The 15,750-nt window shown below is 65.2% G+C and carries 9 protein-coding genes; 5 read left to right on the forward strand and 4 right to left on the reverse strand.

Translation table 11 applies throughout. The features are described from left to right. Positions 1-18: 18 nt before the first annotated feature. The 5 genes from CFB52_RS26300 (at position 19) to CFB52_RS26320 (ending at position 11,731) form a co-directional block, all read left to right on the forward strand. Complete coding sequence (locus tag CFB52_RS26300) at positions 19-7,068, forward strand: ESPR-type extended signal peptide-containing protein (RefSeq protein WP_099317948.1); 7,050 nt, start codon at positions 19-21, stop codon at positions 7,066-7,068. Positions 7,069-7,192: 124 nt separating this feature from the next. Beyond that, the gene (locus CFB52_RS26305) at positions 7,193-7,861 is read left to right on the forward strand and encodes an OmpA family protein (RefSeq protein WP_099317811.1); all 669 of its coding nucleotides are present in this window, start codon (positions 7,193-7,195) and stop codon (positions 7,859-7,861) included. Positions 7,862-8,251: 390 nt separating this feature from the next. Next, positions 8,252-9,397 (forward strand): DUF2827 domain-containing protein, encoded by a 1,146-nt coding sequence (locus tag CFB52_RS26310; RefSeq protein ID WP_099317812.1) that lies wholly within the window; start codon positions 8,252-8,254, stop codon positions 9,395-9,397. A gap of 14 nt (positions 9,398-9,411) precedes the next feature. Beyond that, a complete protein-coding gene (locus CFB52_RS26315; RefSeq protein ID WP_099317813.1) occupies positions 9,412-10,566 on the forward strand; it encodes a DUF2827 domain-containing protein in 1,155 nt (384 codons plus the stop codon). Between the two features lie 28 nt (positions 10,567-10,594). Continuing rightward, the gene (locus CFB52_RS26320; protein WP_059575449.1) at positions 10,595-11,731 is read left to right on the forward strand and encodes a DUF2827 family protein; all 1,137 of its coding nucleotides are present in this window, start codon (positions 10,595-10,597) and stop codon (positions 11,729-11,731) included. Positions 11,732-11,755: 24 nt separating this feature from the next. Here CFB52_RS26320 and CFB52_RS26325 read toward each other — a convergent pair whose 3' ends face one another. From CFB52_RS26325 to tssJ, 4 genes are all read right to left on the reverse strand, one after another. Then, positions 11,756-12,172 (reverse strand): hypothetical protein, encoded by a 417-nt coding sequence (locus tag CFB52_RS26325; protein ID WP_059575451.1) that lies wholly within the window; start codon positions 12,170-12,172, stop codon positions 11,756-11,758. A 72-nt stretch (positions 12,173-12,244) separates the two neighbouring features. Further along, positions 12,245-13,048 (reverse strand): EAL domain-containing protein, encoded by an 804-nt coding sequence (locus CFB52_RS26330; RefSeq protein WP_059575453.1) that lies wholly within the window; start codon positions 13,046-13,048, stop codon positions 12,245-12,247. Between the two features lie 792 nt (positions 13,049-13,840). Beyond that, a complete protein-coding gene (locus tag CFB52_RS26340; protein WP_089465749.1) occupies positions 13,841-14,983 on the reverse strand; it encodes a DUF2827 domain-containing protein in 1,143 nt (380 codons plus the stop codon). Between the two features lie 250 nt (positions 14,984-15,233). Beyond that, complete coding sequence (tssJ, locus tag CFB52_RS26345; RefSeq protein WP_257220635.1) at positions 15,234-15,740, reverse strand: type VI secretion system lipoprotein TssJ; 507 nt, start codon at positions 15,738-15,740, stop codon at positions 15,234-15,236. Positions 15,741-15,750: the final 10 nt, after the last annotated feature.

Genomic DNA, 15,750 nt, shown 5'->3' on the forward strand with positions numbered 1-15,750 from the left:
ATTTGGAGGTAGTAGGACATGAACCGCACATACCGCTCGATCTGGAACGAAGCTCTTGGCGCCTGGGTCGCGGCATCGGAAATCGATTCGGCACGGGGCAAGCCGAACAAGTCGGCCGTCGTGGTCGCCGCCGTCGCGGCGCTGGCGATCAGCCTGCCCGGATTGGCCGAAGCCAATACGCTCAACACACAGCAAACCTGCCTGACGGGAAGCAGCGGCGCGGTCGGCCGCGTCAACCCCGGCGGCACGCAAAACCAGGCCGGCGACGGTTCCGGAACGTATTCGGTCGTAGCCGGGTGTAACTCCAACGGCAACGGCTGGACCGGTGTCACGGTATATGGCGCATTCGCACAGGCGACCGGCAACGGCGCGGTCGCCACCGGCATACAGTCGTCGGCGGGTCTGTGGGGCGTCGCTGCCGGCCTCGAAACCACCGCCAGCGGTGCCGGCGCGACCGCACTCGGCTTCGGCTCGACTGCGAACGCACTGAACTCCGTCGCGATCGGCGGCGCGGGCGGCAACGGAACGACGCCGCTGTCGCAGGCGAACTCGACCATCGCTTCGGGCGCGGGCGCAGTCGCCATCGGCAGCAACGCAACGAAGGGCGCGCAGTCGGCCGCGGCGGACGGTATCGCGATCGGCGGGCAGTCGTCCGTCGCATCGACCGCCACGTCGGGTATCGCGCTCGGCCGCGGTGCGACCGTCAACGGTGCGTATGGCATCGCGCAGGGCGACGGCGCCACGGCAAGCGGCTCCGCGGTTGCATTGGGTCAATCGGCGACGGCCGGTGCGAACGCTGGCACGGGCGGCGGCATCGCGATCGGCAGCGGCGCGAACGCGGGCAACGCTACGTCGGGTTCCACGATCGCGATCGGGGCCGGTGCTGTAGCAACGTCTCCGACGGGTTCCGGCGATTCGCTCGCCATCGGCACGAGTGCATCGGCTACGGGTCAGGATTCGACGGCGATCGGCGCCCAAACTACCGCCAACGGCACGAACTCGATCGCCATCGGCAACAATGGCACGCTCGCCACCGGAACCGGCGCACAGGTAATCGGCGTCGGCGCAACGGCATCCGGCACGAACGCCACGACATTCGGCACCGGCGCGACGGCCTCGGGCACCGGTGCGATGGCGCTCGGCGCAAGCAGCACGGCCAGATACGCATCCAGCGTCGCGCTCGGCACCGGAAGCGTGACGGGCGCCGCAGCGCCGACGGGCACGGGTTATCTGACGGGCAGCGCCGCGCCTCTGTCGGAAGTTTCGGTCGGCAGCTCGACGGCCCTGCGCCGCATCACGAACGTCGCGGACGGCTCGGCGCCGCAGGACGCCGTCACCGTCGCCCAGCTCAGCACCGGCATGAGCACGACGACGAGCGCAATCGGCAGCCTGTCGACGTCGGCGTCGACCGGTCTTTCGTCGGCGAATAGCGCGATCACTTCGCTGTCGACCTCGACTTCGACGGGCATCAACTCGCTGTCCACGGGCCTTAGTTCAGCTAACAGCGCTGTTACGTCGCTTTCGTCGTCCACGTCGACCGGCCTCTCGTCGGCCAACAGCTCGATCACCTCGCTGTCGACCTCGACTTCGACCAGCATCAATTCGCTGTCCACCGGCCTTAGTACAACTAACAGCTCCGTTACGTCTCTTTCGTCGTCCACGTCGACCGGCCTCTCGTCGGCCAACAGCTCGATCACCTCGTTGTCGACGTCGACTTCGACAGGTATCAATTCGCTGTCCACCGGCCTCAGCTCGGCAAACAGCTCGGTTACGTCGCTTTCGACTTCCACGTCGACGGGCCTGTCGTCGGCCAACAGCTCGATCGGTTCCCTGTCGACCTCGACTTCGACCGGCATCAACTCGCTGTCCACTGGCCTCAGCTCGGCTAACAGCTCTGTGACGTCGCTGTCGACCTCCACGTCGACGGGCCTCTCGTCGGCCAACAGCTCGATCACCTCGTTGTCGACGTCGACTTCGACAGGTATCAATTCGCTGTCCACCGGCCTCAGCTCGGCAAACAGCTCGGTTACGTCGCTTTCGACTTCCACGTCGACGGGCCTGTCGTCGGCCAACAGCTCGATCGGTTCCCTGTCGACCTCGACTTCGACCGGCATCAACTCGCTGTCCACTGGCCTCAGCTCGGCGAACAGCTCTGTGACGTCGCTGTCGACCTCCACGTCGACGGGCCTCTCGTCGGCCAACAGCTCGATCACCTCGCTGTCAACCTCGACTTCGACCGGCATCAATTCGCTGTCTACCGGCCTGAGCACGGTCTCGACGAAGACCGACAACCTGGGTAGCAGCACCGCGTCGGCACTTGGCGGTAGTTCGACGTACGACCCGACGACGGGCAAGGTCTCGGCTCCGGCGTACACCACGTACAACGCGAACGGCACGACATCGACGGCCAATAGCGTGGGCTCGGCGATCAACAACATCAACAGTCAGGGCATCAAGTACTTCCACGCGAACTCGACCGGCGCCGATAGCACCGCAACGGGCACCGACGCCGTCGCCATCGGCACCGGCGCCGTCGCCGGCACGAACAACTCCGTCGCGCTCGGCGCGAACTCGGCGACCGCCGCGGCCACCCCGACGAGCAGCGCGACCGTCAACGGCGTTACGTTCGGCGGATTCGCCGGCGCCACGCCGGTCGGCACCGTCAGCGTCGGCGACCTCAACAAGGAACGGCAGATCACCAACGTCGCTGCCGGCCAAGTGACCCAGACCAGTACCGACGCGATCAACGGCAGCCAGCTTTATTCCGTCGCCCAACAAGTCGGTACCGCGACCAGTGCCATTTCGTCGCTGTCGACGTCGACTTCGACCAGTCTGTCGTCCGCGAACAGCTCCATCACGTCGCTCTCGACCTCGACTTCGACGGGCCTCTCGTCGGCTAACAGCTCCATCACGTCGCTCTCGACTTCGACCTCGACGGGCCTGTCGTCCGCGAACAGCTCGATCACTTCGCTCTCGACCTCGACTTCGACGGGTCTCTCGTCGGCTAACAGCTCAATCACCTCGTTGTCGACCTCGACTTCGATGGGTCTTTCGTCGGCTAACAGCTCGATCACCTCGCTCTCGACTTCGACTTCGACAGGTCTTTCGTCGGCCAACAGCTCGATCACTTCGCTGTCCACGTCGACCTCGACGGGTATCAATTCGCTGTCGACGGGCCTCAGTTCGACCAATAGCTCGGTGACGTCGCTGTCCACCTCCACGTCGACCGGCTTGTCGTCGGCCAACAGCTCGATCACCTCGCTGTCGACCTCGACATCGACGGGTATCAATTCGCTGTCGACGGGACTCAGCTCGGCCAATAGCTCGGTGACGTCGCTGTCCACCTCCACGTCGACCGGCTTGTCATCGGCGAACAGCTCCATCACGTCGCTGTCGACTTCGACTTCGACCGGCATCAACTCGTTGTCGACCGGCCTCAGCTCGACCGATAGCTCGGTGATGTCGCTGTCGACTTCTACGTCCACCGGTCTCTCGTCGGCTAACAGCTCGATCACCTCGCTGTCCACTTCGACTTCGACAGGTCTTTCGTCGGCCAACAGCTCGATCACGTCGCTGTCCACGTCGACATCGACGGGTATCAATTCGCTGTCGACGGGCCTCAGCTCGACCAATAGCTCGGTGACGTCTCTGTCGACCTCCACGTCGACCGGTTTGTCATCGGCGAACAGCTCCATCACGTCGCTGTCGACCTCGACTTCGACCGGCATCAACTCGTTGTCGACCGGCCTCAGCTCGACCGATAGCTCGGTGATGTCGCTGTCGACTTCTACGTCCACCGGTCTCTCGTCGGCTAACAGCTCGATCACCTCGCTGTCGACCTCGACCTCGACGGGTATCAATTCGTTGTCGACCGGCCTCAGCTCGACCGATAGCTCGGTGATGTCGCTGTCGACTTCTACGTCCACCGGTCTCTCGTCGGCCAACAGCTCGATCACCTCGCTCTCGACCTCGACCTCGACTGGCCTGTCCTCGGCCAATAGCTCAATCGATTCGCTGTCCACGTCGACCTCGACTGGCCTCTCGTCGGCAAACAGCTCGATCACGTCCCTGTCGACTTCGACCTCGACCGGTATCAACTCGCTGTCCACCGGCCTGAGCTCGACCAACAGCTCGGTGACGTCGCTGTCGACCTCCACGTCGACTGGCTTGTCGTCCGCGAACAGCTCGATCACGTCGCTCTCGACTTCGACCTCGACGGGCCTCTCGTCGGCAAACAGCTCGATCACGTCCCTGTCGACCTCGACCTCGACCGGCATCAACTCGTTGTCAACGGGTCTCAGCTCGACCAATAGCTCGGTGACGTCGCTGTCGACCTCCACGTCGACCGGCCTGTCGTCCGCGAACAGCTCGATCACATCCCTCTCGACCTCCACGTCGACGGGCCTGTCGTCCGCGAACAGCTCCATCACGTCGCTCTCGACCTCGACTTCGACGGGCCTGTCGTCGGCCAACAGCTCGATCACGTCGCTCTCGACCTCGACGTCGACCGGTCTGTCGTCGGCTAACAGCTCCATCACGTCGCTGTCCACGTCGACCTCGACCGGCCTGTCCTCCGCAAACAGTTCGATCACCTCGCTGTCCACGTCGACCTCGACTGGCATCAACTCGCTGTCCACCGGCCTGAGCTCGACCAACAGCTCGGTGACGTCGCTGTCGACCTCCACGTCGACCGGCCTGTCCTCGGCTAACAGCTCGATCACGTCCCTCTCGACCTCGACGTCGACTGGCCTCTCGTCGGCAAACAGCTCGATCACGTCCCTGTCGACTTCGACTTCGACCGGCCTGTCCTCCGCAAACAGTTCAATCACCTCGCTGTCCACGTCGACCTCGACTGGCATCAACTCGCTGTCCACCGGCCTGAGCTCGACCAACAGCTCGGTGACGTCGCTGTCGACCTCGACGTCGACCGGCCTGTCCTCGGCTAACAGCTCGATCACGTCCCTCTCGACCTCGACGTCGACTGGCCTCTCGTCGGCAAACAGCTCGATCACGTCCCTGTCGACTTCGACTTCGACCGGCCTGTCCTCCGCAAACAGTTCAATCACCTCGCTGTCCACGTCGACCTCGACTGGCATCAACTCGCTGTCCACCGGCCTGAGCTCGACCAACAGCTCGGTGACGTCGCTGTCGACCTCCACGTCGACGGGCCTGTCGTCGGCCAACAGCTCCATCAGTTCCCTGTCGACTTCGACGTCGACCGGCCTGTCGTCCGCGACCAGCTCCATCACGTCCCTGTCGACCTCGACCTCGACCGGCATCAGCTCGTTGTCCACCGGCCTGAGCAGCACGGACAGCACGATCACGTCCCTGTCGACCTCGACCTCGACCGGCATCGGCTCGCTGTCCACCGGCCTGAGCAGCACGAACAGCGCGGTGTCGTCGCTGTCGACCTCCACTTCGACCGCGATCAACGCCGCGAAGACGCACTACTACAGCGTCAACGACAACGGCGTGCAGCAAGCCAACTACGCGAACGACGGCGCCACGGGCACCAACGCCCTCGCCGCCGGCGTGAACGCCAGCGCGGCGGGCGCCAGCAGCGTGGCAGTCGGCGACGGCTCGAACGCGCAGACGGCAGGCGCGGTTGCGATCGGCCAGAACGCCTCGGCAACGGGCGGCAAGGCCGTGTCGATCGGCTCCGGCAACACGGCGTCCGGCGATGGCGCGGTCGCGATCGGCGATCCGAACGTGGCGACGGGCGCCGGCGCAGTGGCGATGGGCGCGAACAACACGGCGACCGGCGACGGCGCGGTGTCGCTCGGCAACCAGAACACGGCAACCGGCGCCAGCGCGCTCGCCCTCGGCAGCGCGAACCAGGCCACCGCGGACAACACGATCGCGCTGGGCAGCCAGGCCACGGCCAGCGCCACCGGCGCCCAGGCCTACGGCTCGGCCGCCAAGGCCACGGCCGCCGACGCACTCGCCTTCGGCACGAACGCGCAAGCGAACGTCGCGAACTCGATCGCACTCGGCGCGAACTCGGTCACGGCGGCAGCCGTCGGCACGTCGAGCGCCACGATCGGCGGCGTCACGTACCCGTTCGCGGGCGGCTCGCCGGTCGGCGTGGTGAGCGTCGGCGCACCGGGCCAGGAACGCCAGATCACGAACGTCGCCGCGGGCCGCATCTCGGCCACGAGCACGGATGCGATCAACGGCAGCCAGCTCAACGCGACGAACACGGCGCTCAACACGCTGTCGACGTCCACCGCGTCGAACGTCGCGTCGCTGTCCACCGGCATCAACTCGCTGTCCACCGGGCTGAGCACGACCAACAGCAACGTGGCCTCGCTGTCCACGTCGACCTCGACCGCGATCAGCTCGCTGTCGACGGGCCTGAGCACGACGAACAGCACCGTCACCTCGCTGTCGACGTCGACGTCGACCGGTATCGGTTCGCTGTCGACCGGCCTGAGCACGACGAACAGCAACGTGGCGTCGCTGTCGACCGGCGTGACGAACATCAACAACCAGTTGAACCAGTTGTCAACGACGATCAACAACAACACGACGCGTGCAGTGAACAACAACGGCATCGCCGCCGACATGAACGGCACCGGCAGCGATCACCCGACCGTCACCGCCGGCTCGAACTCGGTGGCGATCGGCGCGAATTCGACGGACGGCGGCCGCTCGAACGTGGTGTCGGTCGGCAGCGACCAGCAGCAGCGCCAGATCACGAACGTCGCGCCGGGTACGCAAGGCACCGACGCGGTGAACGTGAACCAGCTGACGCAGGTGCAGACGACGCTGTCGACGGCGCTGTCGGGCCAGCAGGCGCAGATCAACTCGCTGGGTTCGCAACTGCAGCAGACCGACCAGATGGCGAAGCAAGGTATCGCGGCTGTCGGCGCGATGGCCTCGATCCCGCAGCTCGATCGCGACGCCAACTTCGGGATGGGCGTGGGCACGTCGACCTTCCTCGGCCAGAAGGCGATGGCGGTCAACATGCAGGCGCGCATCACGGAGAACCTGAAGGCGTCGATCAACGGCGGTTTCAGCGGCGGTCAGAAGGTGATCGGCGCCGGCGTGCTGTACCAGTGGAAGTAATGCGTCGCGCCGCCAGGCCGCCCAGCTCGCCAGCCGTGCGGCCCGTGGCGGCCCCGACGGCCAGACGAGCCCGCCGCGCAACCCGTGGCGGGCTTCAGTCAACCCAAGCATTGAGGATGTAACCGTGAACAAACTCGCTCTTGCGCTCGCGCTTTCCGCAACGGCCCTCGCCGCATGCTCGACCGCATCCGGTCCGACCTTCAGCGCCTCCGAACTGCAGCCGCGCGACGGCGTGCGCACCTTCCAGGTGGACTGCCACGGCCTGCTGTCGGGCCCGCAGACCTGCATGAAGGCCGCCCGCAAGATCTGCGGCGACGAGCCCGTGCGCGCCGTCGATTCGGCCCGCGCGCTGCGCGACCAATCCGATCCAGCCACGCTGGTCTTCCAGTGCGGCGTCGCACAGGCCGAAGCGGCCTCGGCCGCCACACCCGCACCCGCTGCCGCCGTCGTCGAGCGCGTGAACCTGTCGGGCGACGCGCTGTTCGCGACCGACCACGCGACGCTCGCACCGACCGCGCGCGAATCGCTGGACCGGCTGCTGAGCGAGCGCGCCGACCGCACGTACTCCCAAGTGACGGTCACCGGCTTCACCGATTCGGTGGGCAGCGACGACTATAACCTCGCACTGTCGAAGCGCCGCGCCGAATCGGTCGCCGCCTATCTGAAGACGCACGGGCTGAAGACCGATTCGATGACGGTCTCGGGCCGCGGCAAGGCCGATCCGGTCGCGTCCAACGCGACGCCGGAAGGCCGCGCCAGCAACCGCCGCGTCGAAATCCGGCTGCAGCACTGAGCCGCCTGCGGCCGCCCATGCGGCCGCGCTATCCGACGGGTCGCACCCGCCGGCGCGGGAATTCCGCCGGACCACCGGGCGCCGCTTCGCCGGCGCCCGTCCCCGTTGGCCATCGGCTATGTCAAAGTTCGTCACGCCCTGCCAAAAACGGCGGTTTCCATGCCACAATCGCCGCAGACAGTCGCCGGGGCAGCCTGCCCGACGCGCGCCGTGCGGGGCGTGCCCGGCGACACGCCGGAATCCGGCTGCCGCCTTCGCGAATCTCGTCGCCCGATTCGCACACCGCGGCGCACCGGCGCGAATCCAACCATGACAACCCACGGCGCGCCGCTGCCGGCCAGACGCTCGACGCGATGCCCGGACGCACGACGCCGCAGAGGAAACCAACCGGTGACGGACATCAATGAAGCCGCCGCGGGCGGCACCCGCAAGCAACGGCCGGCGGTCGGCATCTCGCTGTTTGCGCGCGACGGCCAGGCGATCTGGGAAAACGGCATCCACCAGAACATCGCGTTCCTCGCGATGATGCTCAAGCGCTCGGACCGCGTCGGCCCCGTCTATTTCCTGAACGGCGGCGACGCCACTGCACTGCCGGCCGGGCTCGAACTCGACGGCCTCGACATCCCGCTCGTGAAACCCGCCGACGTCACGCACGAACTCGACGTCGTGATCGAAATGGGCGCGCAGCTGCCGGTCGAATGGCTGCGGCACATGAAGGCGCTCGGCAAGAAGATCGCCGCGTTCTTCTGCGGGCACGTGTATGCGGGCCTGTGCGAGACGCCGATCTTCGGGAAACCGTCGGGGCACGTGTTCAACGGCGCGCCGTTCGACGAAGTATGGCTGCTGCCGCAATACGACAAGACCGCCGCGCCGATGCTGCGAACGATCCTGCGCGCCCCCGTTCACCTGATGCCGCACATCTGGTCGCCGTACTTCCTCGAGCGCCGCGTGGCCACGCTCGCCGACGAAGGCGCGACGTTCGGCTATCGGCCCGGCCAGCGGCCGTGGAGGCTCGCGACGCTCGAGCCGAACATCTCGGTCGCGAAGTCCTGTCACTACCCGATGCTCGCGTGCGACGCGTTCTACCGCACGCGGCCTGATGCGGTGCAACACATGTTCGTCGTCAACTCGATGCACATGAAGGAACATCCGACCTTCCTGCACTTCGCGAACAGCCTCGATCTCGTGCGCCAGCACAAGGCGACGTTCGAACCGCGGCTCGACCTGCCGGGCTTCATGGCGCGCCACGCGGATGCGGTCGTGTCGCACCATTGGGAAAACGGGCAGAACTATCTGTATTACGACGTGCTGTACGGCGGCTATCCGCTGATCCACAACTCGACGCTCATTGGCGACGCCGGCTATTACTACCCGGACTTCGATTCGGCCGCCGGCGGCCGCGCGCTGCTCGAAGCGTGGCTGCATCACGACGAACGCCTCGACGACTACCGCGCGAAAGCCGGCCGGCTGCTGCAGTCGGTCTCGATCGACAACCCCGCGAACCTCGACGCGTTCGTCTCGCGTCTGGTCGCCTGAACCGGAGCATACGCATGTCGGACTCCAATGCCCGTCAAGCGCCCGGCGAGGGCAAGCGCGTCGTCGTCGGCGTGTCGCTGTTCGTGCGCGGCGCCGGCCAGTCGCTGTGGGAAAACGGCATTTTCCAGAACTGCCTGCTGCTGATCCTGCTGCTGCGCCAGTCGCCGCTCGTCGCGGATGCCGTGATGGTCAACGGCGGCGAACAGGTCGCCGATCCGCAGATGATGCTCGGCGAGTGGAACGTGCCGCTGCTGTCGATGGACGAAGCGCTCGAGCGCTGCGACGTGCTGATCGAGATGAGCGCGCAATTCGGCGCGGACTACCTGCGCGCGTTCCGCGAGCGCGGCGGCAAGGTCGTCACGATGCGGGTCGGCAACGACTACGTGATCGACATCGAACGCGCGATGTTCGACAAGCCGTCGGGCTTCCTGTTCTCGGGCGCGCCGTACGACGCGGTGTGGACGATTCCCGAATTCGAGCGCTCGTGCCTGCACTATTACCAGACGGGCTTGCGCGCACCGGTCACGATCGTCCCGCACATCTGGCATCCGATGCTGTTCGACAAGGCGCGCGCGACGCTCGGCGCCGGTTTGTCGTTCGGCTATCAGCCCGGCAAGCCCCGGTGGCGCGTGACGATGTTCGAGCCGAACATCTGCATGGTGAAGACCAGCATCATCCCGATGCTGATCACGGAGGAAGCCTACCGCGCGAATCCGGCGTTCCTCGAATTCGTGCGCGTGTGTAACACGATCCACCTGAAGGAACACCCGACTTTCGTGCACTTCGCGAAGAGCCTCGACATCGTGAACCACGGCATCACGACGTTCGAAAGCCGCTACGCGGTGTACGAGTTCATGGCCGCGTACGGCGACGCGGTGGTGTCGCACACGTGGGAGAACGCGCAGAACTACCTGTATTACGAGCTGCTGTACGGCGACTATCCGCTGATCCACAACTCGCCGTTCCTCGGCAAGGCCGGGTATTTCTATCCGGACTTCGACTGCCAGGCGGGCGGCCGCGCGCTGCTGCAGGCGTTCGCCGAGCACGACGCGAATCTCGACGCGTACCGCGAGCAGTCGAGGCACGTGCTCGACTCGGTCAGCATCTACAACCCCGAGAACGTCGCGGCCTATACGGACGCGATCGCCACGCTCTATCGCGACGCGTGACCCGTCCCCGCCCCACGGAGCCGATCCGATGAAACTCAATGTCGCGATAACGATGAACGTGCAGCGCGACGCGACGCAGTCGATCTGGTACAACGGCGCGAACCAGCACTGCGTGTACCTGTACATGCTGCTGAAGCAGTCGCCGCTGATCGGCGAGGTCTGGCTCGCGCACGACGACGGCATCGCCGAGTATCCGCAGGCGCTGATGATGGACGCGTTCGGCGACGCGCTGCGGCCGCTGTCGGCCGTCGTTCACGAGACCGACCTGCTGATCGAGATGAACGCGTTCGTCGACCCGTCGCACACCGACGTCGTGCGCCGGCGCGGCGGCAAGTGCGTGTCGTACCGCTTCGGCAACGACTACGTGATCGCGGTCGAGACGATCAACTTCGAGAAGAACGACTGGCGACCGAACCCGCACCGCGTGCAGTTCGACGAGATCTGGACCAATCTGCAGCACATGCATACGTGCGCCGCGTATTTCCAGGCCGTGTACCGCGCGCCGGTGATCGAGCTGCCGCATATCTGGTCGCCGTACTTCATCGAACGCAGCCTCGACGCCGATCCTGAACTAAAGGCGCGCTTCGGCTATCGCAACCACGGCCCGGCCAAGCGCATCGCGTTCTTCGAGCCGAACCTGAATGTCGTGAAGAGCGCGATCGTGCCGATGCTCGCCGCGAACGCGTGCTACGTCGACCATCCGGAGCTCGTCGAGCACGTGTACATGACCAACACGTTCGACAAGAAGGAGAACGTCGCCTTCAAGCATCTCGCGCTCGGGCTCGAGATGGTGCGCGACGGCAAGGCCACCGCCGACGTGCGCGCACCGTTCGTCGCGTGGGCCGCGCATCACACCGACATCGTCGTGTCGCACCACTGGGAAAACGGCCTGAACTACCTGCTGTACGACGCGCTGTACGGCAACTACCCGCTCGTGCACAATTCGCCGTTCCTGCGCGACGTCGGCTACTACTATCCGGACTTCGAGATCTTCGATGCGGCGCGCGCGATCGCGACCGCCGCGCAGACGCACGACGCACGGCTCATCGACTACGCGGCCGCCGCCCGACGCTGCCTGCACCGGGTCGACGCGCTCGCCGAGCACAACGTGCGTGCCTATTCCACGCAGATCCAACACCTGTTCGCCGATCGCCCGCTCGGCTGATTGCGATCGCACGCGCCCGTCGCGTTACACGCGTACCCGATCGCCGCTTTGCGCGGCGAACGCGCGGCCGTGCCGCCGTCCGATGCGCGCGAGCACCGCGAAACAACGGGCTGCCGACCGGCCCGCGCGGCCCGATTGCCTGACGAGGCTGTCGCATACGCCGCGCGCGATCGCCGACTCGTCACCGCACGCGCCGGCAATGACGCCCGCGTAATAGTGCCGCGCCGCCAGCTCGCGGCCGCCCGCGTCGAGCGGGTTCATCCGCTGAATGCGGCGCGCGACGGTCGTCAGGCCGTCGAGATAGGGCGCGACATCGATCGGGGCATCGGGCGACTCGGCGCCCAGTTGCCCCAGCATGTCGGCCAGTTCGGCGAGGGCGATCAGGCCGCGCACATCGGTTGCCTGCGTGCCCGTTCCGCCTCCGGCTTTCGTCTCCGCCATCTCCACGCCCCTTTTTGCGATTCGTCCCGCCCCCGACGCGCATCCCGCGCGCCGCCCTGCCCGTTCCCGCGATCACGCGGCGGCCGGCGACCGCCACGAAAAGCGGATGCCCTGCGCCCACGCGACGCCGGCATCCACGATGATCTGCCGGTCCATCTCGCTTTCCACGCCCTCGACGACGACGTGCCGCGCACCTTCATGCGCAAACGCGATCAACCGGCGAAACCGGTATCGCCCGATCGCGTTGCGCTTGATCATCGACAGAATCGAGCGGTCGAGCTTCACGATGTCGGGATTGCCGACCACCAGATTGTTCAATGCACTGAAACCGACACCGAAATCGTCGATCGCGATCCGGCACCCGGCGCGCCGGAGGCGGTCCACGAACGACCGGCCCGCGACAGGGTTCAGCGGCCCCGTCTCCGTGATTTCGACCACCAGCCGCGCCGCCACCGACGGCTCGCACTCGAGCCGCCTGAAGATCGCGAGCCACGCGTCATCCACGACCGCACTGGCCGCCGCGATGTTGCACCCGTACACGGCACCGGGATCGGCGCGCAGCGCGTCGATCATCCGGCCGACCACCAACCGGTCGAACCAGCGCATCAGCCCGAGCGCTTCGAGGCGCGGCAGGAAGGCGAGCGGCGGCAGCGCGTCGCGCTCGCCCCATCGCAGCCGCGCCAGGCATTCCTGGTACAGCACGCCGCCCGACAGGTCGGCGCGGCACACGGGCTCGCGCGCGAATCCGAGCCGGCTTTCGACGAAACTGCGTACCGACGCGAGGTCGGGATGATCGTCGCGCGCGCCGAACACGCGGTCGATTTCGTCGCGATTCGCTTTCCGATTCGCCTCCTGGCGAGCTTCGACCGCATTCATCCGGCGCTCCGGCAAATGGCGAGCCGCCGATCGCGGCTCGACCTCAACACATCAGCGGAACGAGCCGACCTCGACGCGCTCCGCCGCCCTACCCGGCCCATCCTGTCATGTCGATTTTTCCGGGGAGCGGATTGTTCGCTGCGGCGCCGTCAAATTCGATATTTTTTACGATATTCGGTTACCTGAAATACATCACGCACGCGCGATGCCGACAGTGCGACAGGTTACACAACCCGAATTACAAGGAACCCGAAGCTCGAGTCGTTTATCTTTTTCGTCGAAACAGTTTTATCTGAATCGTCTCTTCACGAATTCCCCGTCTCGAGAATCAGGGCACCGTCAATTGATCTGACCAATACCGTGCCGTGAAGTACCGATCACGCGCGACAGGCCGCGGTGAAACACCGTTCCCCATACACGACCCGCCCCGCGAGAAACCCGTTTCCGCCCGCCATTCGATCATCACGGCATTCAATTTTCACGTTTCAAACGATATTATTAAAATTCCATGCGGAATCAATCTTCATTTAATCAATAATACCAACCTCAATTATATGAAGATTATGGATTGAAACATGTTTAACAATCTTTCCAACTTGTTAACCTATAAACTTGTTTTTGACGGACTTCCCTCGGAGCCGTCAATTTCGTGCCTTCGAAAACCGTCGAACCGATCGCGTTCGGCGGTTTCTTTTTTAACGGCATGATTTCGTCAGACATGAGGGCGGGACAAACCCGGCGGTGGCAGACGGCGCGCGGGCCGCAACGAACCGGTACCGCGGAAAATCGGCTTCAGGCAGCCGTCGCGCCGATCAGGTTCGCGAGCAGCGCGTCGTACTCGGCGACGAGCGCCGGATTCGACGACGTGTAACGGCCGAGGATCTCGCGCTGGCGCCGCGTGTACGCCTGCCAGTCGTGGTCGTGCGTATGCAGCGCGCGCAGCAGCGCATCGGCGCCTTGCTGCACGTCGTTGTCCGGATAGTAGTAGCCGAGATCGGGCGCGAGGCTCGCGTTGTGCACCAGCGGATAGCCCTGCCAGCACACGTCGAAATAGAAATAGTTGAGCGGGTTCGACCACTGGTGCGACACGACGATATCGGTCAGGTCGGCCAGGAACAGCGGCGTATCGAAACGCCCGACGAAGCTCGCCTTGCCCGCGCGCACGATGTCGAGATAGTTCATCAGCATCACGAACTCCGGGCTGTCGTGTGCGAGGCGATCGGCGTTCGTCACGTGCGTGAAGCAGATCGCGTCCGGGTCGCGGCGATACGCTTCATCGATGATCAGCATCGGATACACGCAGAACTTCACGACGTTGTGGTTCGGCTCCATCACCGTGAGCCGCTTGCCGGGCTCGCTGCGCGGCCGGTATTCGCCGTGCTCGGGCAGCGATTGCGCGCGTTCGGTCAGGAACATCGGATCCCACACGAACGGCACGACGCGCCCCGGGCAGCGGCGCAGCGACTGCAGGAACGGCAGCGACGACGGCGCGATCTGCGGAATTGCCCATACCTCGTCGTAGCCGCGGTTGATGAACAGCGAATCCCACAGCCGGCGGCCGAACAGCATCGACTCCATCGCGTTGATGTACTCGACGCCGCAGCAATAGCTGACGAGCTTCACGCCGCGCGCTTTCAGGTAGGCCGTCTGCTCGCCGTCGATTTGCCCGCCAAGCTCGATCATCACGTCGAGCGCGTCCTTCATGTCGGCGAACGCGCGCGTGTCGTACATGCCGCGATCCCACGGCAAGGCGTCGGTCAGCGGCACGTCGGTCGTGTTGACCAGCGTCACGCGGTAGCCGTGCGGCGACGCCATCAGCAGCTTCGCGAGGAACAGCGCGTTCTGCTTGATGCCGTTGATCCACAGGCTTTCGTCGGGGGCACGCAATCCGATCGTGATGCCGATGCGCAGGCCGGTCAGGACAGGAGACGTCATCGTCGGCAGGATGGAAAGTTGAACGGGGATGGCATGGCGCAGTGTAGCGCGCGAAGCGCCGCCTGCGTCAAGCGGCGGCAATCCGGCATTCTAGCGGAGCGCCGGCCGCACACTGTCAGGGATGGTCAGCGGCCGGTCCGGAGCGCTTTTCAATGGAAGAAGAGCCCGTTGTGCGCCAGACATGGCCGAGTTAACTCTCACCATCAGGGATTCCGTCGCCGACGATCAAGCTCCCGAAACCGCACCTCGTTCATGGAACCAGCTCCATCCGATTGCCCGTCACGACCAGCTTGACGGGATCGGATTTCTTCCATTGCGATTTCGGGATCAGCAGTTGCCATTCGGCACCGGCTTGGTTACGGAAGAATCCCGCGACACCGACAACTTGCGCATCATCCGCCATGGGCGCCGACAGCTTCACCGTGGCGCCAGGCCCGAGCGTGGTTTCCATACTGCCGAGCAGATCGGCCCTCAGTAACGCTCTATCGTCATCGAGCAACTGGGCGTAACGCGCTTTTTCGAAGACCTTCGCGTCTTTCAGCTGGTAAACGCGCACCACAACCGGTAATGATTGACCCTGCTCATTTTCGTTGAGCGCGGAACGACTTTCGATCACCAGATTCATCTGCTTGACCTTCGCGACGAATACCGCGCGCGTCGTATCGACCGCCGTATCCATCACCGACTGCCACATGCCGCAGCCGGACATCGCCGCGACAGTCAGCGCACCGACCGCTACCAGTCGAATGCTTCGCATCCTCCGATGG

The sequence above is a fragment of the Burkholderia sp. AU18528 genome, from assembly GCF_002223215.2.
Taxonomy (GTDB): Bacteria; Pseudomonadota; Gammaproteobacteria; order Burkholderiales; family Burkholderiaceae; genus Burkholderia; species Burkholderia semiarida.

Bases quoted from the DNA above. Each gene is read 5' to 3' on its own strand.
- tssJ (WP_257220635.1), bottom strand. From the start codon at position 15,740: ATGCGAAGCATTCGACTGGTAGCGGTCGGTGCGCTGACTGTCGCGGCG.
- CFB52_RS26325 (WP_059575451.1), bottom strand. From the start codon at position 12,172: ATGGCGGAGACGAAAGCCGGAGGCGGAACGGGCACGCAGGCAACCGAT.
- CFB52_RS26300 (WP_099317948.1), top strand. From the start codon at position 19: ATGAACCGCACATACCGCTCGATCTGGAACGAAGCTCTTGGCGCCTGG.
- CFB52_RS26340 (WP_089465749.1), bottom strand. From the start codon at position 14,983: ATGACGTCTCCTGTCCTGACCGGCCTGCGCATCGGCATCACGATCGGA.
- CFB52_RS26320 (WP_059575449.1), top strand. From the start codon at position 10,595: ATGAAACTCAATGTCGCGATAACGATGAACGTGCAGCGCGACGCGACG.
- CFB52_RS26330 (WP_059575453.1), bottom strand. From the start codon at position 13,048: ATGAATGCGGTCGAAGCTCGCCAGGAGGCGAATCGGAAAGCGAATCGC.
- CFB52_RS26315 (WP_099317813.1), top strand. From the start codon at position 9,412: ATGTCGGACTCCAATGCCCGTCAAGCGCCCGGCGAGGGCAAGCGCGTC.